General features: G+C 60.8%; 24 protein-coding genes and 1 pseudogene. 13 read left to right on the forward strand and 12 right to left on the reverse strand.

Annotation, left to right across the window (positions count from 1 at the left end; genetic code table 11):
* Window positions 1–19: 19 nt before the first annotated feature.
* Window positions 20–1132 (reverse strand): enoyl-CoA hydratase/isomerase family protein, encoded by a 1113-nt coding sequence (locus R1A29_RS06320; RefSeq protein ID WP_438300953.1) that lies wholly within the window; start codon window positions 1130–1132, stop codon window positions 20–22.
* Between the two features lie 132 nt (window positions 1133–1264).
* Here R1A29_RS06320 and ung point away from each other — a divergent pair, with 132 nt between their 5' ends.
* A complete protein-coding gene (gene ung / locus R1A29_RS06325) occupies window positions 1265–1960 on the forward strand; it encodes a uracil-DNA glycosylase (protein ID WP_085710669.1) in 696 nt (231 codons plus the stop codon).
* Between the two features lie 3 nt (window positions 1961–1963).
* Here ung and R1A29_RS06330 read toward each other — a convergent pair whose 3' ends face one another.
* From R1A29_RS06330 to R1A29_RS06350, 5 genes are read right to left on the reverse strand one after another with little or no spacing between them, the layout of a single operon-like run.
* Window positions 1964–2992, reverse strand: a complete 1029-nt coding sequence (locus R1A29_RS06330; RefSeq protein ID WP_134825784.1) for an AbrB family transcriptional regulator — start codon at window positions 2990–2992, stop codon at window positions 1964–1966.
* Complete coding sequence (locus R1A29_RS06335) at window positions 2985–4499, reverse strand: tripartite tricarboxylate transporter permease (protein ID WP_438300954.1); 1515 nt, start codon at window positions 4497–4499, stop codon at window positions 2985–2987. The genes R1A29_RS06330 and R1A29_RS06335 overlap by 8 nt, the downstream gene beginning before the upstream one ends.
* Window position 4500: 1 nt before the next feature.
* Window positions 4501–4959, reverse strand: coding sequence for a tripartite tricarboxylate transporter TctB family protein (locus tag R1A29_RS06340; RefSeq protein ID WP_438300955.1), 459 nt, complete (start codon window positions 4957–4959; stop codon window positions 4501–4503).
* 58 nt (window positions 4960–5017) lie between these two features.
* Entirely contained in the window at window positions 5018–5995 is a 978-nt protein-coding gene (locus R1A29_RS06345) for a Bug family tripartite tricarboxylate transporter substrate binding protein (protein ID WP_085710228.1), read from the reverse strand.
* A gap of 39 nt (window positions 5996–6034) precedes the next feature.
* Entirely contained in the window at window positions 6035–7327 is a 1293-nt protein-coding gene (locus tag R1A29_RS06350; protein WP_248742829.1) for an OprD family porin, read from the reverse strand.
* Window positions 7328–7565: 238 nt separating this feature from the next.
* Between R1A29_RS06350 and R1A29_RS06355 the strand changes: the two genes are divergently transcribed.
* Together R1A29_RS06355 and R1A29_RS06360 are read left to right on the forward strand one after the other, a co-directional pair.
* Complete coding sequence (locus R1A29_RS06355) at window positions 7566–8237, forward strand: response regulator (RefSeq protein ID WP_085710230.1); 672 nt, start codon at window positions 7566–7568, stop codon at window positions 8235–8237.
* Window positions 8230–9615 (forward strand): sensor histidine kinase, encoded by a 1386-nt coding sequence (locus R1A29_RS06360; protein ID WP_085729999.1) that lies wholly within the window; start codon window positions 8230–8232, stop codon window positions 9613–9615. Before R1A29_RS06355 ends, R1A29_RS06360 begins: the two co-directional genes overlap by 8 nt.
* Before the next feature lie 3 nt (window positions 9616–9618).
* Here R1A29_RS06360 and R1A29_RS06365 read toward each other — a convergent pair whose 3' ends face one another.
* Together R1A29_RS06365 and ygfZ are read right to left on the reverse strand one after the other, a co-directional pair.
* A complete protein-coding gene (locus R1A29_RS06365; protein ID WP_438300956.1) occupies window positions 9619–10440 on the reverse strand; it encodes an HDOD domain-containing protein in 822 nt (273 codons plus the stop codon).
* Between the two features lie 35 nt (window positions 10441–10475).
* Complete coding sequence (gene ygfZ / locus R1A29_RS06370; RefSeq protein ID WP_438300957.1) at window positions 10476–11417, reverse strand: CAF17-like 4Fe-4S cluster assembly/insertion protein YgfZ; 942 nt, start codon at window positions 11415–11417, stop codon at window positions 10476–10478.
* A gap of 149 nt (window positions 11418–11566) precedes the next feature.
* Between ygfZ and R1A29_RS06375 the strand changes: the two genes are divergently transcribed.
* Entirely contained in the window at window positions 11567–11821 is a 255-nt protein-coding gene (locus R1A29_RS06375; protein WP_065257636.1) for a succinate dehydrogenase assembly factor 2, read from the forward strand.
* Window positions 11805–12257, forward strand: a complete 453-nt coding sequence (locus tag R1A29_RS06380) for a protein YgfX (protein WP_438300958.1) — start codon at window positions 11805–11807, stop codon at window positions 12255–12257. The genes R1A29_RS06375 and R1A29_RS06380 overlap by 17 nt, the downstream gene beginning before the upstream one ends.
* Here the strand turns inward: R1A29_RS06380 and nadB are convergent.
* On the reverse strand, window positions 12226–13842 hold the full coding sequence (nadB, locus tag R1A29_RS06385; RefSeq protein ID WP_438300959.1) for an L-aspartate oxidase: 1617 nt from the start codon (window positions 13840–13842) through the stop codon (window positions 12226–12228). The two genes, R1A29_RS06380 and nadB, sit on opposite strands and share 32 nt — an antisense overlap.
* A gap of 558 nt (window positions 13843–14400) precedes the next feature.
* Between nadB and rpoE the strand changes: the two are divergent.
* The 4 genes and pseudogenes from rpoE (at window position 14401) to R1A29_RS06405 (ending at window position 18226) form a co-directional block, all read left to right on the forward strand.
* Window positions 14401–14981: pseudogene (gene rpoE, locus R1A29_RS06390) on the forward strand (RNA polymerase sigma factor RpoE).
* Window positions 14982–15012: 31 nt separating this feature from the next.
* On the forward strand, window positions 15013–15600 hold the full coding sequence (locus tag R1A29_RS06395; RefSeq protein ID WP_438300960.1) for a sigma-E factor negative regulatory protein: 588 nt from the start codon (window positions 15013–15015) through the stop codon (window positions 15598–15600).
* An 8-nt stretch (window positions 15601–15608) separates the two neighbouring features.
* The gene (locus R1A29_RS06400) at window positions 15609–16571 is read left to right on the forward strand and encodes a MucB/RseB C-terminal domain-containing protein (protein ID WP_085710237.1); all 963 of its coding nucleotides are present in this window, start codon (window positions 15609–15611) and stop codon (window positions 16569–16571) included.
* 206 nt (window positions 16572–16777) lie between these two features.
* Window positions 16778–18226 carry a DegQ family serine endoprotease gene (locus R1A29_RS06405; protein WP_438300961.1) on the forward strand — a complete coding sequence of 483 codons (1449 nt, stop codon included), beginning with the start codon at window positions 16778–16780 and terminating at the stop codon, window positions 18224–18226.
* Window positions 18227–18305: 79 nt separating this feature from the next.
* Here the strand turns inward: R1A29_RS06405 and R1A29_RS06410 are convergent, their stop codons facing one another.
* Complete coding sequence (locus R1A29_RS06410; RefSeq protein ID WP_438300962.1) at window positions 18306–19739, reverse strand: M48 family metalloprotease; 1434 nt, start codon at window positions 19737–19739, stop codon at window positions 18306–18308.
* A gap of 97 nt (window positions 19740–19836) precedes the next feature.
* Between R1A29_RS06410 and R1A29_RS06415 the strand changes: the two genes are divergently transcribed.
* The gene (locus R1A29_RS06415; RefSeq protein ID WP_007963279.1) at window positions 19837–20076 is read left to right on the forward strand and encodes a sulfurtransferase TusA family protein; all 240 of its coding nucleotides are present in this window, start codon (window positions 19837–19839) and stop codon (window positions 20074–20076) included.
* A 32-nt stretch (window positions 20077–20108) separates the two neighbouring features.
* The gene (locus tag R1A29_RS06420; RefSeq protein ID WP_085710240.1) at window positions 20109–21179 is read left to right on the forward strand and encodes an AI-2E family transporter; all 1071 of its coding nucleotides are present in this window, start codon (window positions 20109–20111) and stop codon (window positions 21177–21179) included.
* Window positions 21180–21213: 34 nt separating this feature from the next.
* Here R1A29_RS06420 and R1A29_RS06425 read toward each other — a convergent pair whose 3' ends face one another.
* Window positions 21214–21687, reverse strand: coding sequence for a peroxiredoxin (locus R1A29_RS06425; RefSeq protein WP_438300963.1), 474 nt, complete (start codon window positions 21685–21687; stop codon window positions 21214–21216).
* Between the two features lie 10 nt (window positions 21688–21697).
* Entirely contained in the window at window positions 21698–22258 is a 561-nt protein-coding gene (locus R1A29_RS06430) for a glycine cleavage system protein R (RefSeq protein WP_085710242.1), read from the reverse strand.
* A gap of 311 nt (window positions 22259–22569) precedes the next feature.
* On the opposite strand from R1A29_RS06430, the gene dapA reads away from it, so the two are divergent.
* Both dapA and bamC read left to right on the forward strand, forming a co-directional pair.
* The gene (gene dapA, locus R1A29_RS06435) at window positions 22570–23448 is read left to right on the forward strand and encodes a 4-hydroxy-tetrahydrodipicolinate synthase (RefSeq protein WP_085710243.1); all 879 of its coding nucleotides are present in this window, start codon (window positions 22570–22572) and stop codon (window positions 23446–23448) included.
* A 17-nt stretch (window positions 23449–23465) separates the two neighbouring features.
* Entirely contained in the window at window positions 23466–24581 is a 1116-nt protein-coding gene (gene bamC, locus R1A29_RS06440) for an outer membrane protein assembly factor BamC (RefSeq protein ID WP_085710245.1), read from the forward strand.
* The last annotated feature ends 3 nt before the right edge of the window (window positions 24582–24584 follow it).

The following is a 24584-nucleotide window of genomic DNA, read 5'->3' on the forward strand; positions in this document are numbered from 1 at the left end:
CTTTTTTTATGCCCGGATTTCAGTAACTGGACAGATCCGCCAACGGATGCCGCCCCTCCCAGACCTTGTGAAAGTGCGCCTCGACCACCGCTTCCGGCACCCGGGTGATATCCGGCCAATGCCAATGCGGTTTGTGATCCTTGTCGATCAAACGCGCGCGAACCCCTTCGCTGAACTCCGGATGCCGACAGCAATTGAGGCTCAGGGTGTATTCCATCTGAAAGACTTCGGCCAGTGACAAGTGGCGGGCGCGGACGATCTGTTCCCAGACCAGATGCGCGGTCAGCGGCGAGCCTTCACTCATGGTTTTCGCCGCCCGGGCAATCAGCAGGTCGTTGCTGTCCCGTTGCAGGCTGATGGCTTTCCAGGCGCAGGTCACGTCGCTGACATCCAGCAGATCATCGATTGTCTGACGACGCGGCAGCCATTGTGCCTCAGGCATTTGCGCCACGGCTTCCTGCTGCAACGCCTTCAGCAAGCTGTTGAGCTGCATCGCGGTCTGTTCCTGCCAGTTCAACTGCAGCAGACCATCGATCAGTTCCTGCTGCTGTTCGTCGAGCAGGAAGCGGTCGGCCAGATCCAGGTCGAGCGCATCGCGGCCATTCATGTGCGCGCCGGTCAGGCCGAGGAACAAACCGAGCTTGCCCGGCAGTCGTGACAGAAACCAACTGGCACCGACATCCGGGTACAGGCCGATACTGATTTCCGGCATCGCCAGACGACTGCTCGGCGTGACGATCCGGATGTGCGCGCCTTGCAAGAGGCCCATGCCGCCGCCGAGCACATAACCATGACCCCAGCAGATCAACGGTTTCGGGTAGGTGTGCAGGCTGTAGTCGAGACGGTATTCCGCGTTGAAAAACTGCGCGGCCAGCGGCGGCACTTCGCCGGGGTGGGCGCGGCAGGCTTCCACCAGGCTGCGCACCTCGCCACCGGCACAGAAGGCCTTGGCGCCATTGCCGCGCAGCAGCACGCAGACGATTTGCGGATCCTTGGCCCAGGCGTTCAGTCTGTCGCTCAGGGCGTGGATCATCGGCAGGGACAGCGCATTGAGCGACTTTTCGGCATCCAGAGTGGCCACGCCGATGCGCGCGCCGTCGGTGCCGGTCAGTTCTTCGAAGTGCAGATTCATCGTGACCTCGATCGGGAATTTGAACGATCAGTATGATCGCTGTGTGGGAAAGTGCCGGATCTGCGTCAGATCAATTGACAAGCGTGGTCGGCTTTCCTAGGGTTCGCCCCATTGTTTTTGCCGGGTATGACCATGACTGCTGACGACCGTATCAAACTCGAACCGAGCTGGAAGGAGGCACTGCGTGCCGAATTCGACCAGCCTTACATGGCAGAGTTGCGCAATTTTCTGCAGCAGGAGCGGGCGGCCGGCAAGGAAATCTATCCGCCGGGACCGCTGATTTTCAATGCACTGAACTCGACGCCGCTGGACAAGGTGAAAGTGGTGATCCTCGGCCAGGACCCGTACCACGGCCCGGGCCAGGCCCACGGCTTGTGCTTCTCGGTGCAACCGGGCGTGCCGGCGCCGCCGTCGCTGGTCAACATCTACAAAGAGTTGAAACGCGATCTGAACATCGACATCCCCAACCATGGCTATCTGCAGAGCTGGGCCGATCAGGGCGTGTTGATGCTCAACACCACCATGACCGTCGAGCGCGCCAATGCCAACGCGCACAAGGACAAGGGCTGGCAGTTTTTCACTGACCGGATCATCGAAGTGGTCAGCCAGCGGCAGCCGCATCTGGTGTTCATGCTCTGGGGCTCCCATGCCCAGAGCAAGCAGAAGCTGATCGACGCCACCAAGCATCTGGTACTGACCTCGGTGCACCCGTCGCCGCTGTCGGCCTATCGCGGTTTCCTCGGCTGCGGGCACTTCAGCCGTACCAACAAGTTCCTGGAGCAGAACGGCGAAGCGCCGATCGAGTGGCGCCTGCCGTCGGTGGTCTGAAACTCAGGGCTGGCGGTTCCAGTATTTGAACAACGGTTCCGCCAGAAACAACACGAACAACAGCCGCATCACCTGCATCGCCGTCACCAGCGGCACCGACAGTTGCAGGGTTTCCGCCGTCAGGCTCATCTCGGCGATCCCGCCGGGCATCATACCCAGAGTCAGAGAACGCAGATCCAGATGGGTCATTGCACTCAGCCCCAACGCCGCCAATGTGGCGATCAACATGGTCAGCGCCGTGCCGATCAGCGTGCGCCCCATGAACGACGGCGCTCGGCGGAAGAACTGCCGGTTGAAGTGACAGCCCAGTCCGCTGCCGATCAGCCACTGACCAATCTGACTGCCACCATTGGGCAGACCGATATGCAGATCCCAACCGATACTCACCGCCGCGCTGACCAGCAACGGCCCGAACAGCCATGGATTGGGCTGGCGCAGGCGTTGCCAGAGCCACGCGAGCAAGCCGCCCGCCGGAAACAGAATCGCCAGCCAGCGCCAATCGACGCTGCCGGCGTGAGAAATCGGGGCACCATCGCCCAGCAGATATTTGAATGCCGCCGGTACACACAGCACCACCACCAGCACCCGCAGACTCTGCCCGGCCGCGACATGGCTGAGCATCGCGCCGTTGCGTGCGCCGAGGTTGACCATCTCGCCGGAGCCGCCAGGCATGCTGGAGAAAAACGCCGTGGCGCGATCCTCGCCGGTGCGGCGCATCAGCCACACGCCAACCACTGCCGACAGGCTGGTGACCAGCGCCCCGAAGAAGATCAGGCCGAAATGGCTCAACACCTGCTCCATCACCAGCGGGGTGAAGTGCAGGCCGATGCCGATCCCGACGATCCACTGGCCGCACTTGCGGCCGCCAGGGATTTCGGTGAGTTGCCACGGGGTCAGGCAGCGCACCAGGATGATCGCCAGCAACGAGCCGACCATCCACGGCAGCGGCCAGCCGATCTGGCTGGCGATGAAACCGCCAAGCAGACCGACCAGCGGGGTTCCCCACCAGGTTTTGAAGGACCGATCAAACATCGGCGATTGCGCGCCGCGCGACCGAACGTTTGCGCCAGATACGCAGCAGCGGCATCAGCAACATGATCGCGGTCAGCACCCAGACGCCGAAAGTGATCGGGCTCGACCAGAGGATTTCCAGCGCACCGTTGGAGATCGACAGCGCACGACGCAGGTTCTGCTCCATCAGACCACCGAGGATGAACCCCAGCAGGACCGGCGACAGCGGGAAGTCCAGTTTGCGCAGGATATAGCCGAAGATGCCGATGCCGACCATCAGGAACAGGTCGAACGTGGTGGCATGCACGGCGTACACGCCGATCCCGGTAATGATCGCGATCACCGGCACCAGCGCCCAGTTCGGCACGGCGAGGATGCGGGTGAAGATGCGGATCATCGGGATGTTCAGGATCACCAGCATGATGTTGGCGATGAACAGCGAGGCGATCAGGCCCCAGACGATGTCCGGTTGTTGCTGGAACAGCAACGGGCCCGGAGTGATGTTGTACAGCGACAGCGCGCCGATCATCACCGCCGTGGTGCCCGAACCCGGAACACCGAGGGTCAGCATTGGCACCAGCGCGCCGCAGGCGGATGCGCCGATGGCGGTTTCCGGGGCGGCGAGACCGCGTTTGTCACCTTCACCGAATTTGCCGTCGGCACCGGCAATGCGCTTCTCGGTCATGTAGGCCACGGCACTGGCCAGGGTCGCGCCGGCGCCCGGCAATACGCCCATGATGAAACCGAGCAGGCCGCAACGGATGTTCACCGCGAACACCGACGCCGCTTCCTTGAAGTTGAACATCATTCGCCCGGTGGCTTTCACCGCTTCTTGGCCGCGATGGGTTTTCTCCAGCAACAGAAGGATTTCGCTGATCGAGAACAGGCCCAGCACCAGCACCACGAACTGAATGCCGTCGGTCAGGTGAATGTTGTCGCCGGTAAAACGGTACACGCCGCTGTTGGCGTCGATACCGACGCTGGACAGGAACAGACCGATCAACGCTGCAATGAACGTCTTCAGCGGTCGGTCACCGGCCATGCCGCCGAGGCAGACAATCGCGAACACCATCAGTACGAAATATTCCGCCGGCCCGAAGGCAATCGCCCATTTCGCCAGCAGTGGGGCGAACAGCACCATGCCGCAAGTGGCGATGAATGCTCCGATGAACGAACTCCATGCCGACAGCGACAACGCGACCCCGGCCAGACCCTGGCGGGCCATCGGGTAGCCGTCGAGGGTGGTCATCACGGTGGAGGCTTCGCCGGGAATGTTCAGCAGGATCGAACTGATCCGGCCGCCGTATTCGCAGCCCAGGTACACCGCCGCCAGCAGGATCAGCGCCGACTCCGGCGGCAGGCCAAGGGCGAAGGCGATCGGAATCAGCAACGCCACACCATTGATCGGGCCCAGGCCCGGCAGCAGGCCGACCACGGTGCCGATCAGCGTACCGGTCAGCGCCGTGACCAGGTTGTACGGGCTCAGCGCGACGCCGAAGCCCTGTCCCAAATATCCGAGCGTATCCATATCAGTTCTCCAGAACGTCGAGCAGGCCGAGGGGCAGCGGTACGTCCATCAGACGGTCGAACAGCAGGTACAGACCGATGGCCATCAGCGTGGTCACCACGATGCTGGGCAACCATCGGCCGCCGTACAGGCGCGCCATCGGGATGCCGATCAGGCAACTGCTGAGGATGAAACCCAGCGGCTCGAACAGACCGGCGAACACCAGCAGCAACAGCACGCAGATGCTGATCTTGGTCAGGGTCTCGCGGTCCAGCGGCGGCTCGTCTTCGCTGTGTTTGATCGGTGTCGGGCGAAACACCATGTACAGCAGCGCCAGGCTCATCAGGCCGAGCATCAGCAGAGGAAACGCCCGCGGGCCGACCGGCTCGTAGGAAAACGCAGCCTGATAAGGCCACGCCATCAGTGCCAGGCCGGCACAGGCCAGCAGCAACACCGAGGCAAAAATGCGTTGAATCAGCATGAGTTACTCCTGGGCCACGACCTCGATGCGCGAGGCCATGGCCGCTAGACAGAGACGATCACTGGATCAGGCCGAACTCTTTGGCCAGCACTTTGTAATCCGCGACTTGCTTCTTCACGTAGGTGTCCAGCTCCGGGCCGGTCATGGCGAACGGGAACAGTTCACGCTGATCGCGCAGTTTGGCGAACTCTTCGGAAGCCAGCAGTTTGTCGAAGGCGCCTTTCCACCAGGCGTAGTCTTCGTCGCTGACTTTCGGCCCGAGGTAGAAGCCGCGAACCACCGGCCAGACGATGTCGTAGCCTTGCTCGCGAGCAGTCGGGATGCCTTTCATTTCCGGCTCGTCCAGACGGTTTTCGGCGAACACGGCCAGCAGGCGCATGTCGCCGCTCTGGATGTGCGGCATGGAGTCGGAGATGTCGGTGCTGCCGACCTGGATGTGGCCGCCGAGCAGGGCGGTGGCGATCTCGCCGCCACCTTCGAGGGCGACGTAACGCAGGTCGCGCGGGTTGATCCCGGCGGCTTTGGCGATCAGCGCGGTCTGCATCCAGTCCTGGCTGCCGACGGTGCCGCCGGAACCGATGACCACGGCGCTCGGATCTTTCTTCAGTGCCTGAACGAGATCATCGAGGGTTTTGTAGGGCGAATCGCTTTTCACCGCGATGGCACCATAGCTGGTGCCGACCGCTGCCAGCCAGCGCACGTTGGTTTCATCGAAACGGCCGAACTTGCCTTGCGCCAGGTTCAACAGCGAACCGCTGGACCAGGCAACCAGCGTACCGGCGTCTGCCGGACGCTGGGCTACAACGGCGTTGTACGCCACCGCGCCGACACCGCCGGGCATGTAGGTCACGCGCATCGGTTTGGTCAGCAGCTTTTCGTTGACCAGCGCGCTTTGCGCCAGTTTGCAGGTCAGGTCGAAACCGCCGCCGGGGGAGGCCGGGGCGATGCATTCCGGACGTTTCGGTTCAGCCATCAGTTGACCGGCGAACAGCATGACGCCAGCGGCCAGAGCGACTTTACGCAGTGATAAGTTCATCTATGTCTCCTTGGGAGTTGTTGTTATGGACGTACTGAATTACCAAAGGGCAACGCTATAGCTCACCAGCAGACGCACTTCATCGGCATCGCGAGCGGAGTAGTTGGAACGGTAAGTGGCATTACGCAAACGCACGGCAACGTCCTTCAGGGCGCCGCTTTGTACTACATATTTGATCTCGGTGTTGCGCTCCCACTCTTTGCCTTCGTCGCCGTTCTTGAGCTTGATGTTGTCACCGCTCAGGTAGCGGCTCATGAAGCTCAGGCCGGGGATGCCAAGGCGTGCGAAGTCGAAGTCGTAGCGCGCCTGCCACGAGCGTTCTTCAGCGCCAGCGAAGTCGTTGATCTGTACGAAGTTGACCAGGTACGGGTCGCTGCCATCGACATACGGGAAGGCGCTGTCGCCGGACATGTGCTGATAACCGGCGGTGAACTTGTGGCCGCTCAGGGCATAACTGACCAGACCGTTGAGGGAACGGTTGTCGATCTTGCCGCCACGGGCTGCACCCTGATCGTCACTGACGGCGAAACGCAGGTCGGTGGCGAAAGTCCCCGGGCCCATCGGCCGCGAGGCGACCAGTCCGAAGAAGTGCTGGTTGTAGACGTCGTCGAGTTGGGCGAAGTGGTAGCTGCCGGTGATCTTGTCGGTGAACTTGTAGTCCACGCCGGCAAAGTCGAAGTGCTTGCCGGCGACGGTGCCGGCGAAACGACCGTTCTTGTTGTTGAGGGCAATGTCCTCGAAATCGGTGCTGTCGCGGTCCTTGGCTTTCTCAAGGCGCCCGCCGGTGAAGGTCAGGTTCTTGATCTCTTTGGAGGTCAGCAAACCGCCTTCGAAAGTCTGCGGCAGGATGCGCCCGTCGTTCGGCTTGAGAATCGGCAGTTCCGGAATCAGGCTGCCGATCTTCAGTTCGGTGGCGGAGATCTTCACTTTGCCGGTCAGGCCGACCTTGGAGTATTCGTTTGCCGCGCGCCCGTCATCGTGGGTCGGCAGCAGGCCGGTACCGGTGCGGTCGGGGCTCGAGTCGAGCTTGACCCCCAACATCCCCAGCGCATCGACACCGAACCCCACGGTGCCGTCGGTGTAACCCGATTGCAGATTGAGCATAAAACCCTGGGCCCACTCGTCGCGCTTGGACTGTTGGGCGCTGGTGCCGTCGCGGAAGTCGCGGTTGAAATACATGTTGCGGGTTTCGAAGGTGGCGGAACTGTCTTCGATGAAATCGGCGTAGCTCATCGGTGCAAAACCGGCGAGGGCGGCGGCACTGGCAAGGGCGGTGTGGCTGAAACGGGAAGGACGGACAGGCGTAGGAGCCTTGGTCTGCAAGGACGGCATGCGGGGTGTACTCCGTTTATTGTTCTTATTGGTCGAAAACGCTTCGAGGCGTTTTTCGTATCGCTGTGTGGCAGCAGCGACGGAAGCCGAAACATTCCGTAACCCGACTCTATCGGCCAAACCTTTCGCTAACCTTTCAGCGGGCTTTAACGCGTTTTCGGGCTTCACAGCGGCGGTTGCGGCTGTAAACTCCGCGGCAAAGAATGGCGCCGGCCATCCCTGAATGAGGTAGAGATCCATGCGTGTTCTGCTCGTCGAAGACCATCTGCAACTGGCCGAAAGCGTCGCCCAGGCGCTCAAGAGCACCGGTCTGACCGTGGACGTGCTGCACGATGGCGTGGCCGCCGACCTGGCGCTGGGCAGCGAGGAATACGCGATGGCGATCCTCGATGTCGGCCTGCCGCGCATGGACGGATTCGAAGTGCTGGCGCGTCTGCGGGCACGGGGCAAGAACCTGCCGGTGCTGATGCTGACGGCCCGCAGCGACGTCAAGGATCGGGTTCACGGACTCAATCTCGGCGCCGACGATTATCTGGCCAAGCCGTTCGAACTGACCGAGCTTGAGGCCCGGGTCAAAGCCCTGTTGCGTCGCAGTGTGCTCGGCGGTGAACGCATCCAGCGCTGTGGCGTGCTGGCCTATGACCTGGAGACCCGGCGCTTCACCCTCGGCGAAGAATTGCTCACCCTGACGTCCCGCGAACAGGCGGTGCTTGAGGCCTTGATCGCCCGCCCTGGCCGGGTGATGAGCAAGGAGCAACTGGCGTCGCAGGTCTTCGGCCTCGACGAAGAAGCCAGCCCCGACGCCATCGAAATCTACGTGCATCGCCTGCGCAAGAAGCTCGACGGCCATGCGGTGGCCATCGTGACCTTCCGTGGCCTGGGTTATCTGTTGGAAAGCCGCGATGCATAAGCCCAGCAGCCTGCGCTGGCGGTTGCTGTGGAACCTCGCACTGCTGCTGGTGGTGTTGATGCTGGCCAGCGGCCTGAGCGCTTACTGGAACGGTCGCGAAGCCGCCGACACTGCTTATGACCGCACCTTGCTTGCGTCAGCGCGGACCATCGCCGCCGGCCTTTCGCAGCGGGACGGCAGCCTCAGTGCCGACGTGCCTTACGTGGCCCTCGATACCTTCGCCTACGACAGCGCGGGACGCATCTATTACCAGGTCAACGACATTCACCAGAAACTGATTTCCGGTTACGAAAACCTGCCGGGCCCGCCGCCGGGAACGCCGCGAACCGACAGCTATCCGGCGCTCGCGCGTTTTTACAACGCCACCTATCAGGGCCAGAACGTGCGCGTGGTCAGCCTGTTGAAAGCGGTGACCGAACCGAACATGAACGGCATGGCGGAAATTCGCGTCGCCGAAACCGACGAAGCACGCGTCAGCATGGCCCGCAGTCTGGCGGCCGATACGTTGTTGCGGCTGGGCATGTTGGCAATCGGCGCATTGCTGCTGGTGTGGTTTGCCGTCAGCGCGGCGTTGCGGCCGATCGAGCGTTTGCGCACGGCGGTGGAAGAGCGTCAGCCCGACGATCTGCGGCCCTTGCCGTTGGTGGAGGTGCAGCACGAATTGTGGCCACTGGTGCGGGCACTCAATCACTTCACCGAACGTCTGCGCGGGCAGTTCGAGCGGCAGGCGCAATTTATCGCCGATGCAGCCCACGAACTGCGCACGCCGCTGGCGGCGCTCAAGGCGCGTCTTGAGTTGGGCCTGCGCTCAAGCGAGCCGCAAACCTGGCGCGACACGCTGGAATCATCGGCGCAAAGCACCGATCGCCTGACCCATCTGGCCAACCAGTTGCTGTCGCTGGCCCGGGTGGAAAACGGCGCCCGGGCGATTGCCGAGGGCGGCGCGCAGTTGCTGGATCTGAGCCAATTGGCCCGGGAGCTAGGCATGGCCATGGCGCCGCTGGCTCATGCGCGCGGCGTGGCGTTGGCACTGGAAGCGGACGAACCGGTCTGGCTGCGCGGCGAGCCGACATTGCTCAACGAACTGTTGAGCAATCTGGTAGACAACGCGCTGGCGCACACGCCGTCGGGGGGCAACGTGATTCTGCGAGTGAAGTCGCCGGCGGTGCTGGAGGTTGAAGACGACGGCCCGGGGATACCCCAGGATGAGCGTGACCGGGTGTTTGAGCGCTTCTACCGGCGCAATCAGCAGGTCGCCGGTTCCGGGCTGGGTCTGGCGATTGTCGGGGAAATCTGCCGCGCGCATCTGGCGCAGATCACGCTGCATGATGGCGAGCAGGCGGGGTTGAAGGTGCGGGTGAGTTTTATCGCGGGTTGAGACTCAGTAGAACATCGACCGCGATTCTTCCAGATCCGCGCACAACGCTTTGTTGTCGATGTCGATCCCGAGCTTGCGAAAGGCCGGCACGCTGAGCGGGTCGATCCGGGCGAGGGGATGATCGCTGTCCTTGTGGCAATACAGGCTGGCCACTTGCACCAGATCCACGTAATCGACCTGGGGCGATTCGCGTTTCAGGTCCTGATACAGCCCCGGCAACTCCACGAGGCGCTCCGGGAATTCCCAGACCCGTAGCAACTTGTCGCCGATCAGCGGATGAATGTGATCGATCACGTGATTGAGGCTGACGGGGTCCGACAGCAGTTCGTAATGGTCTTCGGCATAGGTCAGGATCGGCAGCACACCGATCTGATGCACCAGTCCGCCCAGTGCAGCCTGATCGGGCTTGAGCTGGGTATAGCGACGGCACAGGGCGTAGCTGACCCCGGCGATTTCCAGACTCTTGCGCCAGACTTCGCGCATTTTCTGTTCCACCACCTCGGAGCGGGCGTGGAAGATCTGCTCCATCACCAGACCGATCGCCAGGTTACTGCTGTAATTGACGCCCAGCCGGGTGATCGCGGTGTGCAGGTCGGTGACTTCCTGGGTGGCGCGCAGCAGCGGGCTGTTGACCACTTTGATCAGGCGCGCCGACAGCGCCGTGTCACGGCCGATCACTTTGCTCAGGTCGCTGACGCTGATATCCGGGTCTTCGGCGGCCTTGCGAATCTGCAGGGCTACTTCCGGTAACGTTGGCAGAACCAGGTCATCGTTATCGATGGCCTCAACCAAATCCTGTTGGACCTTATCCGCCAGATCACTCATGTCATTTCTCTAGGGTGTTGCAACAAATGCTGCGATCAACGCTGGATTTCGCGGTCGCGATCCAGTTCGTAAGGCAGGTCGAGCAAGTGCAGCGCCGGACCTTCGGCCGTGCCCAGATGCAAATCGCCTGCGTCGGCAGCTTCGGCCTGCAACACCGCCAGCAGTTCAATATTTTTCTCGGCGCGGGCGGCCAGCACCACTTCGCCGATGGAACTGCCGTGGCTCGGGGCGAACAGCGGGGTGCCCGGCTCCGGCAATTCGCTGGCGTCCAGTTGCACGCGGTACAGGCGACGCTTGAGCTTGCCCAGGTACTGCATGCGCGCAACGATTTCCTGGCCGGTGTAGCAGCCTTTCTTGAAGCTCACGCCGCCGACGGCCTGCAGATTGAGCATCTGCGGAATGAACAGTTCGCGGGTGCTCGGCATGACCTGGCCGATACCGGCGCGGATCTGGCCCAGCAGCCATTGATTGAGTTCGGCTTCGCTCAGTTGTGCGGACAGGTTGCCTTTGATGGCGTCGGCCTGATCGGCTGGCGCCCAGAGTTCGGCACGGCCGGGGGAGACGCGAATCGCGATCAGCCCTTCGTGGCGAACCACGCTGTCGGTGTCCGCCGGCAGTTCCAGGCCCAGGCTGCTCAGGGCTGCGTCCCCATGCTCCAGACCGAAGCGCACCCATGAGGCACTTTCGTCGGTCAGTTTCGATTTGGAAAACACCGCGTATTTTTTCAGGTCCGCCAGTTGCGGTTCCAGCAGTTCGCCGGCCATCGCCAGCAGCACGCCGTCACCTTCAAGCACGATGCGGAAACTCGACTGCATCCGGCCTTTCTGCGTGCAGCGGGCGCCAAGGCTGGCCCGGGCGTCACTCAGGTAATTGATATTGCAGGTCAACTGGCCTTGCAGGAATTTGCCGGCATCCGCGCCGCGAACCGCGAGAACGCCTTCATGAGACAGGGTGCAGAAAAAAGCAGAATCGGCCATGGGTCATCGCAGGGTAAATAGACTGGGGCACATCATAAGGGGGTGGTGTTGAAATGGGTAGTTCATAAAGGATCGGTGGTGCCCGACCAAAGCCGACTGTTCGGCCCGTCTCGGGCCTGTATACTTGCGGCCTATTTGAGGAGCGCTCCATGGTCGAACAAGTTGAACTGAATCGCCTCTTTTGGCACAGCCGTCGCGGCATGCTTGAGCTTGACGTGTTGCTGGTGCCGTTCGTGAAAGAGGTCTACTCGAATCTGAACGAGGTGGACCGCGCGCTGTATGTCCGCCTGCTGGAGTGCGAGGATCAGGACATGTTCGGCTGGTTCATGGAGCGCAGCGAGTCCGAAGATCCGGAGCTGCAACGCATGGTTCGCATGATTCTGGATCGTGTCCAGCCCAAGTAACACGTTCGAGTGCCGCTGGCAGGCCTCACGGCAATTGCTGGCGGCGTATCTCCTGGCCCAGGCGTTCGCCCTGTGCGCTTTGTTTCTGCTTGTCATCCCTTTCTGGGTCAGTCTGCTCGGTGCAGTCGTCTGCCTGATCCATGCCGCGTGGGTATTGCCCCGTCAGATTCTGCTGAGTCATCCCAAGGCATTCTGCGGTTTGCGTCGTGACGCCGATGGTTGGCAATTGTGGAATCAGGCCGATGGCTGGCAGCCGGTGCAGTTGCGCCCGGACAGTTTGGCGCTGCCATTGATTGTGGTGCTGCGCTTTCGATTGCGTGGGGAGTGGCGGGTCAGGTCGATCTGTGTACCCCGGGATGCGCAGGCGACGGATCTGCACCGACGCCTGCGTGTGCGGCTCAAGTTCAGCCGGCGTAGGTGGGCGGCACCAGAATAGTGTCGAGGGCCTCGGGCAGCAGATCCGGGTAATCTAGGGTGTAATGCAGGCCTCGGCTCTCTTTGCGCTCCATGGCTGAGCGGATCATCAGTTCCGCCACTTGCGCCAGGTTGCGCAACTCGATCAGGTCGCGACTGACCTTATAGTTGCTGTAGAACTCGTCGATTTCGTCCAGCAGCAGGCGCACGCGGTGTTGTGCCCGTTGCAGGCGTTTGTTGGTGCGCACGATGCCGACGTAGTCCCACATGAAACGCCGCAGCTCATCCCAGTTGTGCGCGATGATCACGTCTTCGTCGGAATCGGTCACCTGGCTCGCATCCCAGGCGGGCAGGGCACGAGGGATGGCGACGTCGGACAGTTGCTCGAGAATGTCCGCCGCCGCCGAACGGGCATACACGAAACACTCCAGCAGCGAGTTGCTGGCCATGCGGTTGGCGCCGTGCAGGCCGGTGAAGCTGGTTTCACCGATGGCGTACAGTCCTGGCACGTCGGTGCGGCCCTGTTGATCAACCATCACGCCGCCGCAGGTGTAGTGCGCCGCCGGGACGACCGGGATCGGCTGTTTGGTGATGTCGATGCCGAATCCGAGGCAGCGCTCGTAGACGGTCGGAAAGTGCGATTTGATGAAGGCTTCGGGCTTATGGCTGATGTCGAGATAGACGCAGTCGACACCCAGACGCTTCATCTCATGGTCGATGGCCCGGGCAACAATATCCCGTGGTGCCAGTTCGGCGCGCGGGTCGAAACGCTGCATGAAGCGTTCGCCGTTTGGCAACTTCAAATGTGCGCCCTCACCGCGCAGGGCTTCGGTCACCAGGAAGCTCTTGGCCTGCGGGTGATAGAGGCAGGTGGGGTGGAACTGATTGAACTCCAGGTTCGCCACCCGGCAACCCGAACGCCAGGCCATGGCGATGCCGTCACCGCAGGCACCATCAGGGTTGCTGGTATAGAGGTAGACCTTGGCGGCGCCGCCGGAAGCCAGAATCACGAATCGGGCGCCATAGGTGTCGACTTCGCCGGTCTTGCGGTTGAGCACGTAGGCGCCGAGGCAGCGATCACCGTCCAGGCCCAGGCGGCGTTCGGTGATCAGATCGACGGCGACGCGCTGTTCCAGCAACTCGATGTTCGGGCGTTCTTTTGCCTGGGCCAGCAAGGTTGTGAAGATGGCTGCGCCGGTGGCGTCGGCGGCGTGGATGATGCGGCGGTGACTATGACCGCCTTCGCGGGTGAGGTGAAACTCGAAACCGCCATCTTCAGTGCCGGATTGTTCATCACGGGTGAAGGGTACGCCTTGGTCGATCAGCCACTGGATCGCCTCTTTGCTGTGCTCGACGGTAAAACGTACCGCATCTTCATGGCACAGGCCGCCGCCGGCATTGAGGGTGTCATCGACGTGGGATTCGACGGTGTCTGTGTCGTCCAGCACGGCCGCCACGCCACCCTGGGCCCAATAAGTCGAACCGTTGGCGAGATCGCCCTTGCTCAGTACGGCGATGCGCAAGTGACCGGGCAGGGTCAGCGCGAGACTCAAACCGGCAGCGCCGCTGCCAATCACCAGGACATCGTGTTGAAACTGTTGGCTCATTTCAGGATTCCGCTCAATGCGACCCGGGTCGGGGTTGGCGCAAGACAGGCGGATGGGCGAGTCGAGACAGCCACACAGCCCACTAGTATATAGAGGGGTGGGGCGGCACAATAGCCGGGTGGATATGGCATTGTGAAACTACTGTGACGATGAAATGCCGACGCTTTGTCGGAAGTTTTTTTCGCCGGTTTTGGGAAAAAGCGACTGTATCGCAGATGAAACATGCTTTTTCCGCTCACGGTTGCCCAATGTCGGCGTGGCCCGTCTATAAATATTTGGAACTTTTGCCAGAGGCCCAAGATCAATAGACAGTTGCCCGAAACAAGGGACAGTGTCGGCTTCAATGCGGAACCTGCGGTTGGGTTCTAGCCGGCGAGCCGATGAAAAGATTATTCGCGCAGCCGGTTTATCCCGCGCTGCGTTTTTCGTGCGTGCCAAATCAGAGCCCGCAGGAAACTTGCTTGGAGGGGGAGAACTTTTGCGAAAAGCCCGAGTCTATGTTTGCAAGTCCGGTCGTCTGGTCATGCAAGCCTCCTCCGAGTTTATCGAGGAGTGTTCATGCTAACCCAGGAAGAGGATCAGCAGCTGGTCGAGCGTGTTCAGCGCGGCGACAAGCGAGCTTTCGATCTGCTCGTGTTGAAGTATCAACACAAAATTCTCGGGTTGATCGTGCGTTTCGTGCACGACACCCATGAAGCCCAGGACGTTGCGCAAGAAGCCTTTATCAAGGCGTATCGAGCGCTTGAAACTTTCGCGGAGACAGTGCCTTTTATACATGGCTGTACCGCATCGCCATCAACACGGCGAAAAACTATCTGGTTTCACGCGGCCGCCGGCCGCCGGATAGTGATGTCAGTTCCGAAGATGCAGAGTTCTATGACGGCGATCACGGCCTGAAGGATCTCGAATCTCCTGAACGCGCATTGCTGCGGGATGAGATCGAAGGCACCGTCCATCGAACCATTCAGCAACTGCCAGAAGATTTGCGCACGGCATTAACTTTGCGCGAATTCGACGGTCTGAGTTACGAGGACATCGCGAGCGTCATGCAATGTCCGGTTGGTACCGTGCGCTCCCGGATTTTCCGCGCCCGGGAGGCCATCGATAAAGCCCTGCAGCCGTTGTTGCAGGAAAACTAAAGACAGCGGCGACAGCCAAGAGAGGAACGCCATGAGTCGGGAAGCCCTGCAGGAATCGCTGTCCGCAGTGATGGATAACGAAGCGGACGAACTGGAATTACGTCGAGTGCTCAACGCACTGGATGATGTTGAAACCCGCGAAACCTGGGCTCGTTACCAGATCGCTCGGGCAGCCATGCACAAGGATCTTCTGCTCCCACGCCTGGATCTCGCTGCGGCAGTGTCTGCTGCGCTGGAAGATGAGGCCACCCCGGCCAAGGTGTCTCGCGGACCATGGCGCAGCCTTGGGCGTCTGGCCGTTGCAGCTTCGGTAACGGTTGCCGTTCTGGCAGGCGTTCGTCTGTATAACCAGGACGAAATTGCCGGTGTTGAACTGGCGCAGCAATCCAATCAGCCAGCATTGGCCGTTCCTCAGGTCAAGGGGCCGGCGGTATTGGCAGGCTACAAAGAGAGTTCTGAAGCCACTGGTCCTATGGCCAATGGTGTGCTGCAAGGCCAGCCAGGCTGGCACGATCAGCGTCTGCCGGGTTACCTGCGCCAACACGCTCAACAAGCTGCGCTGAAGGGTACTGAAAGCGCATTGCCTTACGCGCGTGCAGCAAGTCTGGAAAACCGTTAAGGAGGATCATGCGCGCCATACCTCTACTTTCGCTTCTGCTCAGTGGCTGGTTCATTGTTCCAGCCCATGCCGACGAGGCCCAGGACTGGTTGACCCGCCTGGGCCAGGCCGAGCAGCAACAAAGCTTCCACGGCACATTCGTTTACGAGCGTAACGGTAGTTTTTCTACCCACAGCATCTGGCATCGCGTCCAGAACGGGCAGGTTCGCGAGCGGTTGCTCCAGCTTGATGGTTCTGCTCAGGAAGTCGTTCGCATTGATGGGCATACTCAATGTGTCAGCGGCACCCTGATTGCGGGGCTGGGAGATTCTCCGAATTCTGCCGCTCGTCCTCTTGATCCACAGAAGCTGAAGAATTGGTATGAGCTTGCCGTGATCGGCAAGTCGCGTGTGGCCGGGCGTGACGCGGTAATCGTATCGCTGACGCCACGGGATCAGTATCGCTACGGATTCGAGTTGCATCTGGACAAGGAAACGGGATTGCCACTCAAGTCGTTGCTGCTCAACGACAAGGGGCAGTTGCTTGAACGGTTCCAGTTCACTCGACTGGATACTGCCGAGGTTCCATCCGACAAGGATCTTCAAGCGGCCTCAGATTGCAAGCCTGTCAACCTCGACAGTGACAAGGCTTCTGCGGTGAAGACCGCGCAGGTCTGGCGATCCGACTGGTTGCCGCCGGGCTTTGAACTCACCAGCAGTTCCTCGCACAAAGATCCGGACACCAAGACCCAGGTCAACAGTCTGCTGTATGACGATGGTCTGGCGCGTTTCTCGGTGTTCCTGGAGCCACTGAACGGTGCCGTCGTCACGGATACCCGGACTCAGTTGGGTCCTACCGTTGCCGTATCCCGCCGTCTGACGACGCCACAGGGCGAGATGATGGTGACCGTGGTTGGAGAAATTCCAATCGGTACTGCCGAGCGGATTGCTTTGTCGATACGCAACGATGGCGCTGCAACCAGCAAGCAGTGAGCTGATTTCAGCAGTTTCCACTTCGTGTTCGAGACATGAAATGTTTGCTGAGCATTTTCATTTGCAAATAACCCGAAAATTTTTTATAGGTCAGAGCCTCTCGGCTCTGGCCTTGTTTGTTGTTCCCGGAACAAAAATGCCGGCCTGTCGTTTCCGGTGTTCCTTGCTCCATATCGCTTAACCCTGCTCGTCGTAACGGGAGCTGTATGTCGATACCAAGTTTGAAGTCTTACCTCTCTGTCATCACCGCCGTGCTGGTGCTCGGTCAGGCTGTCCCGGCAGTCAGTACGGCTGAGGCAGCCAGCCCGGTCAATCTGCCGGATTTCACCCAGCTGGTCGAACAGGCATCGCCTGCGGTGGTGAACATCAGTACCACGCAAAAGCTGCCGGATCGCAAAGTGAACCAGCAGATGCCCGATCTGGAAGGCTTGCCGCCGATGCTGCGCGAATTCTTCGAGCGGGGCATGCCGCCTCAGCAGCGTTCGCCGCGTGGTGATCGTCAGCGCGAAGCGCAGTCGCTCGGTTCGGGCTTTATCATTTCGCCCGATGGCTACATCCTGACGAACAACCACGTGATTGCCGATGCGGACGAGATTCTCGTTCGTCTGGCTGATCGCAGTGAAATGAAAGCCAAGCTGATCGGCACCGATCCGCGCTCCGACGTGGCCCTGCTGAAAATTGAAGGCAAGGATCTGCCGGTACTCAAACTCGGCAAATCCCAGGATCTGAAAGCAGGGCAGTGGGTAGTCGCGATCGGCTCGCCGTTCGGCTTCGATCACACGGTGACCCAAGGCATCGTCAGCGCCGTTGGCCGCAGCCTGCCAAATGAAAACTATGTGCCGTTCATCCAGACCGACGTGCCGATCAACCCGGGTAACTCCGGTGGTCCGCTGTTCAACCTGAACGGTGAAGTGGTGGGGATCAACTCGCAGATCTACACCCGTTCCGGTGGCTTTATGGGTGTCTCCTTCGCCATCCCGATCGACGTTGCCATGGACGTATCCAATCAGCTGAAAAGCGGTGGCAAGGTCAGCCGCGGCTGGCTGGGCGTGGTCATCCAGGAAGTGAACAAGGATCTGGCCGAGTCGTTCGGTCTGGAAAAACCTGCCGGTGCGCTGGTGGCGCAGATCCAGGATGACGGTCCGGCAGCCAAGGGCGGCCTGCAAGTGGGCGACGTGATCCTGAGCATGAACGGTCAACCGATCGTCATGTCTGCTGATCTTCCTCACCTGGTCGGCGCGCTGAAGGCTGGTGCCAAGGCCAGTCTGGAAGTGATTCGTGACGGCAAGCGCAAGACTATCGATCTAACGGTTGGCGCAATTCCTGACGAAGACAAGGAGCTGGATGCCTTGCCGAAATCCGGGGCCGAGAGCAGTAGCAATCGCTTGGGTGTTTCGGTGATCGAGCTGACCGCCGAGCAGAAGAAAACCTACGACCTGAAAGGTGGTGTGGTCATCAAGGACGTGCAGGACGGTCCTGCCGCCCTGATCGGCCTGCAGCCAGGCGACATCATCACTCACCTGAACAACCAGGCCATCGGTTCGGCCAAGGAGTTCGGAGAGATCGCCAAGGCACTGCCGAAGAATCGCTCGGTATCGATGCGGGTTCTGCGTCAGGGTCGTGCCAGCTTCATTACATTCAAGCTGGCTGAATGATCCAATAGCGGTTGAGTAAAAAAGAAACCGCCTCGAAAGAGGCGGTTTTTTTGTGTCCGGAGTTTTTCCTGGGGCGGGCTTATCCCATCATGTCCTTGATCATGCGTTCCTGCTCCATCAGTTCGCGCTGACGAGCATCGATCCGCGACGACAGCGGGAAGTTGCTGCCAGCCTTGCGTTTGGCGAAGTCCAGTTGCTGGATGGCCTGGCGGTAATCGCCGACCAGCGCGAAATACTCGGCACGGGCCTGGTGCAGGCCAATGATGTTGCCCGACAAGCCGCGGGTCTCCGCCACCTGATACCAGACGTCCGGATCGTTCGGCCGAGACTTCAGCAAGCCTTCCAGGGCTTTTTCCGCGTCGGCGGTGCGGTTCTGCTTCAGTAGCAGATCGACACGCACCTGATTCAGCGGATAGTTGCCTGGATATTGCGTCAGCATGCGGTCGACCCGCGATTGCGCATCTGCCAGGCGATTGTTGGTGATGTCCAGATCGACCTGGGCGAGGTTGTAGATGATCTCGTTCGGGGATTTCTCCAGCAGTTGCTTGAGATTCTCCCGCGCTTCATTCAACTGGCCACCCTTGATCTGGGCGATCGCCAGGCCATAACGGGCCACATTGTTTTTCGGGTTCTCATCCAGTTGTGCCCGGAAGCGCTTGGCACCCATTCCCGGGGTTTCTTCGTAGATCAACTGTACCCGTGCGCGGATCAACTGATAGCGCATGCTGTCCTCGATACCGCCGGGTTTGGCCTGTTCCGCACGGTTGCGGGTGTCGGCGATCCGCGATTCGGTTACCGGGTGAGTCAGAAGGAATTCCGGCGGCTTGGCGTCGTAGCGGTACTGGCGCATCAGGCGTTCGAACATGGTCGGCATGGAGCGCGGGTCGTAACCGGCTTTTTCGAGGTTGAGAATGCCGATGCGGTCGGCTTCCTGTTCGTTCTGGCGCGAGAAGGTCCGTTGCGACTGGATCGCCGCAGCCTGAGTGCCCGCGATGGTCGCGATCCCGGCGTCGCCGCCGCCGGCAGCGGCAATCACGATGCCGGCCAGCAAGGCGGCCATCATCGGCACCTGCATCCGCTGCGACGCCTCGACGCCACGAGCAAAGTGGCGTTGGGACAAGTGAGCCAGTTCATGAGCCAGTACCGAGGCGTACTCGCCTTCGGTCTGGGCATTGAGAAACAGGCCGCCGTTGACCCCGACAATCCCGCCCGGCGCCGCGAAGGCGTTGAGCTGCGGGCTGTTGATCAGAATGAATTCCAGGCGTCGGTCGTTGACCTGGCTGGTTTCCACCAGTTTGTAGACGCTGGACTCGACGTAGTCCTTGAGCTGTGGATCGTTGAGCTGTGAAACCTGGCTGCGCAGCAGCGCCAGCCAGGCGCGACCCAGTTGGTATTCCTGTTGTGGCGAGACAATGGCAGAGCTGGCGTCACCGAGTGACGGCAAGTCGTCGGCGAAGCCCGGTGAGGCGAGCAGGCAAGCGAGCGTCAGCAGGGTAGGGCGCAAAAATGTCATGCACAAAGCCTTAGTCGACAAAGACCTTACTGTAGCCGGACACCGGGCTTGCGACCAGATATTCTAGGCAGCCTGACCCTCTGAACCGGAGTAACGCATGACCGACGCTGTAGCCCATGACTGTGAACTGGACGCCAGTGGCCTGAATTGCCCGTTGCCGTTGCTCAAGGCCAAGATGGAGCTGAACAAGCTGCCCAGTGGCGCGGTGCTCAAGGTAATTGCCACGGATGCTGGCTCGCAGCGCGACTTTCGCACCTTTGCCCGATTGGCCGGTCATACGCTGCTGCGTGAAGAAGACGAGGCGGGCGTCTACCGGTACTGGTTGAAAAAAGCCTGAAATCGACAGCGTAAAAGACCTAAGGATTATTGATGTTCAAAGTGTTACGCGACTGGATTCAGCGCTACTTTTCCGATGAGGAGGCGGTGGTGCTGGCGGTGTTGTTGTTTCTCGCCTTCACCGCCGTACTTACCCTTGGCGGAATGCTCGCGCCTGTGCTGGCCGGGATGGTGCTGGCGTATCTGATGCAGGGGCTGGTGGTCACGCTTGAGCGCCTGCGCATGCCCGGTGGCGCGGCGGTGGGGCTGGTGTTTGCGCTGTTCATGGGCGTGCTGCTGTTGTTCATCGTCGTGGTGCTGCCGCTGCTCTGGCATCAATTGATCACGCTGTTCAACGAGCTGCCGGGCATGCTCGCCAAGTGGCAATCGCTGCTGTTGCTGCTGCCGGAGCGCTATCCGCATCTGGTGTCCGACGAGCAGGTGCTGCAAGCCATCGAAGCGGCGCGCGGCGAGATCGGGAAATTCGGGCAGTGGGCACTGACGTTCTCGTTGTCGAGTCTGCCGCTGCTGGTGAATATCATGATCTATCTGGTCCTGGTGCCGATCCTGGTGTTCTTCTTCCTGAAAGACCGGGTGATGATCGGCGAATGGGTGCGCGGTTATCTGCCTCGTGAGCGGGCGCTGATCACCCGGGTTGCCGAGGAAATGAACCGGCAGATCGCCAACTACATTCGCGGCAAGGTCATCGAGATCGTGATCTGTGGCGGGGTGACCTACATCGCCTTCGTCGCCCTCGGGCTGAACTACGCGGCACTGCTGGCGTTGTTGGTGGGCGTGTCGGTGGTGGTGCCGTATGTCGGGGCGGTGGTGGTGACGGTACCGGTAATGCTGATTGCGCTATTCCAGTGGGGCTGGAGCGATCAGTTCATCTATCTGATGGCGGTCTACGGGATCATTCAGACCCTGGACGGCAACGTGCTGGTGCCCTTGCTGTTCTCCGAAGCGGTCAATCTGCACCCGGTGGCGATCATCTGCGCGGTGCTGTTGTTCGGAGGGTTGTGGGGCTTCTGGGGAGTATTCTTCGCGATTCCGCTGGCGACGCTGTTCAAGGCTGTGCTTGATGCGTGGCCGCGCAAGGAACCGGTGGTGGCGCCATTGCTTTGAAAGTAATTCGGCGCCCGCCAGGGCGCCGAAAGCATCAGGCCTTGTCCAGCGCCTGAGCAGCGGCCAGCACTGCATCCACGTGACCCGGCACTTTCACGCCGCGCCATTCCTGACGCAGAACGCCATCCTTGTCGATCAGGAACGTGCTGCGATCCACGCCCAGGTATTCCTTGCCGTAGAGTTTTTTCAGCTTGATCACGTCGAACAGCTGGCAGACGGCTTCGTCCTTGTCGCTGATCAGTTCGAACGGAAACTCCTGCTTGCACTTGAAGTTCTCGTGGGACTTCAGGCTGTCGCGGGAGATACCGAAAATTTCCGTGTTGGCAGCCTTGAACGCCGCGTACTGATCGCGAAAGCCCTGACCTTCGGTGGTGCAGCCCGGGGTGCTGTCCTTCGGATAGAAGTAGATCACCACTTGCTTGCCCTTGAGGGCCGAAAGGCTGACGGTCTGTCCGCTGGTGGCGGGTGCTTCGAAGTCGGCAACCGGTTGATCGATAGCTACGGCCATGAAAGCTTCCTTACATTGGGTTCTGTGGGCGCCACGGTTCGATCAGTGCGTCGAGGTTCATGGCATCGGCGAAGTCCAGGAACTGGTCGCGCAGCCAGCTGATCTGGGTGCCGGCCGGCAGGGTCACGGTGAACGTGGCGTTGAGCATGGTGCCGCCGGTCTGTGGTGCCTGATAGGTGTCGCAGGTCAGGTTTTCCAGCTCGACGTTGTGATCCATGAAGAACTGGCAGAGTTCATTGATGATGTCGGGGCGGTAGGCCGAGGACACGTAGGCAACGTACGGCAGGGCCTGCGGACGATTTTCCAGGGCTGCGCTGCGCACCACGTTGACGGTGAACGAATGACGTTTTGCCAGCGTCGGCAGGCTGCCTTCCAGGCGGGCCAGGGCGTCCCAGCTGCCGGAGACTTCGAGCACCAGCGCACTGCATTCGCCGTGGCGGGTCAGGCGCGAGGTGACGACCGCGCAGCGGTTTTCATGGCTGGCGCGGCACAGGACGTTGGTCAGCTCCATGGGATTGGCGCCGAGGGCACTGATGACAAGGAATTGTTCGCGAACTGTGGGGGTGGACATGCAGCATTCCTAAAGCGATGAGCGGTCGGTAGGGTGAGGGCGTTGAGTGCCGGGACATACCTGTCCGGAAGACCCGGTTCGCCTGTCGCCACGGCTCCAATAATAAGGAAGCGTAAGGCGGCGACGCTGGAACGGGGTCTGGAAGGCCGAAACGGGGGCAGGAACCCGGCGCACAAGCTGATCAGTACCGATCAAAGTCTGAAGGGTAGCGAAAAGCGGCGCCAAGGGGAATGGCGGCGCAGTACTTCGCTTGTGCAAGCATCTTGGCGCCAGTACCATTACCGCTCTCTTTTTCCGGCAGGAGCGGTTTCATGATTGCGGGCAGTATGGTGGCACTGGTCACACCCATGGATGCACAAGGGCGTCTTGACTGGGACAGCCTCAGCAAACTCGTGGACTTCCATCTCAAGAACGGCACCCATGCCATTGTCGCGGTCGGTACTACCGGCGAGTCGGCAACCCTTGATGTAGAAGAACACATTGCCGTCATCAAAGCCGTGGTCAAACAGGTGGCAGGCCGCATTCCGGTGATCGCCGGTACCGGCGCCAACTCGACCCGCGAAGCCGTCGAGCTGACCCGCAACGCCAAGGAAGCCGGCGCCGATGCCTGCCTGCTGGTCGTCCCGTACTACAACAAGCCGACCCAGGAAGGCCTGTACCAGCACTTCAAGCACATCGCCGAAGCGGTCGACATCCCGCAGATCCTCTACAACGTTCCCGGCCGCACCTCCTGCGACATGCAGGCCGAGACCGTGATCCGCCTGTCCACCGTGCCGAACATCATCGGTATCAAGGAAGCCACTGGCGATCTGAAACGCGCCAAGGCAATCCTCGATGGCGTGAGCAAGGATTTCATCGTGCTGTCCGGCGATGATCCGACCGCCGTCGAACTGATCCTGCTGGGCGGCAAAGGCAACATCTCCGTCACCGCCAACGTCGCTCCGCGCGAAATGGCCGACCTGTGCGAGGCCGCGCTCAAGGGCGACGCCGAGACCGCACGGGCCATCAACGAAAAACTGATGCCGCTGCACAAGGACCTGTTCATCGAAGCCAACCCGATTCCGGTGAAGTGGGCTTTGGTCGAAATGGGCCTGATGCACGAAGGCATTCGCCTGCCGCTGACCTGGCTGAGCGCTCCTTGTCATGAAACGTTGCGCTCGGCCCTGCGCCAGTGCAGCGTCCTGGTTTAATTGAGGAAGTACAACGCATGAAGCGAATGGCCGGACTTTCCGCACTTGCCTTGATTATCTCCAGCACCAGTGGCTGCGGATGGATCTGGGGCCCGGAAGGTTATTTCCGTGACCGTGGTAGCGACTACCTGGAAGCGAAACAGACTGCACCGATGCAACTGCCAGAAGGTGTCAGCACCTCCAAGCGTCTGGATCCGCTGCTGCCGATCCCGCGCAACGTAGCCGACGACACCGCAACCGGCGAATACGTGGTTCCGCGTCCTCAGCCGCTGTCGGCAATCGCGGATGCCAGCGATTACTCGCTGCAGAAGAGCGGTGATTCGCGTTGGGTCATGGGTCAGCATCCACCGGCCGAAGTCTGGCCAGTGGCTGTGCAGTTCTTCCAAGACAACGGTTTCCGTCTGGATGAACAGCGTCCGCAAACCGGCGAATTCACCACCACCTGGCAGCATTCCGACGAACTGTCCGCCGCCATGGCCAAGCGCCTGAGCGCCGCTGGTGTCGGTGCCGACAGCGAGACCCGCGTGCGGGTGCGCATCGAGCCGGGCGTGCAGCGCAATACCAGTGAAATCTACGTGGTCAGCGCCGAGCGTCCTGCCGGCAGCACCGCCAACGTCGATTTCACCAACCGTTCGGTCAACACTGGCCTGGACGCTGCTCTGGTTGACGACATGCTCGCGAGCATGAGCCGTACCTCCGAGAAGGGCGGTTCGGTGTCGATGCTGGCATCCCGTGATTTCGATACCCCGAGCCGTGTCGCCCTCAGCGAAGACGGCAGCGGCAACCCGGTATTGAACGTCGGTTCGGATCTGGATCGTGCCTGGTCGAGCGTCGGTCGTGCGCTGGAGCAAGGTCAGTGGCGCGTTGAAGACATCAACCGCAGCCTGGGCCTGTACTACATCAACCTGGCCGAAAAGGCCGAGAAGAAAGACGAGAAGCCTGGTTTCTTCAGCAGCCTGTTCGGCAGTGCGCCGACCAAGGAAGAAGTTGAAGCCCGTGCCGAGCGTTATCAGGTTCGCCTGAGCAAGGTTGGCGACAACGTTCAGGTCACCGTCGAGAAAAACATCAACACCGTCGCGCCGGCCGATGTGGCCCGCAAAGTGTTGAGCGTGATTCAGGACAACCTGGGCTGATCC

The organism is Pseudomonas sp. NMS19W, assembly GCF_051554255.1.
In the GTDB taxonomy this organism is placed as follows: domain Bacteria; phylum Pseudomonadota; class Gammaproteobacteria; order Pseudomonadales; family Pseudomonadaceae; genus Aquipseudomonas; species Aquipseudomonas kribbensis.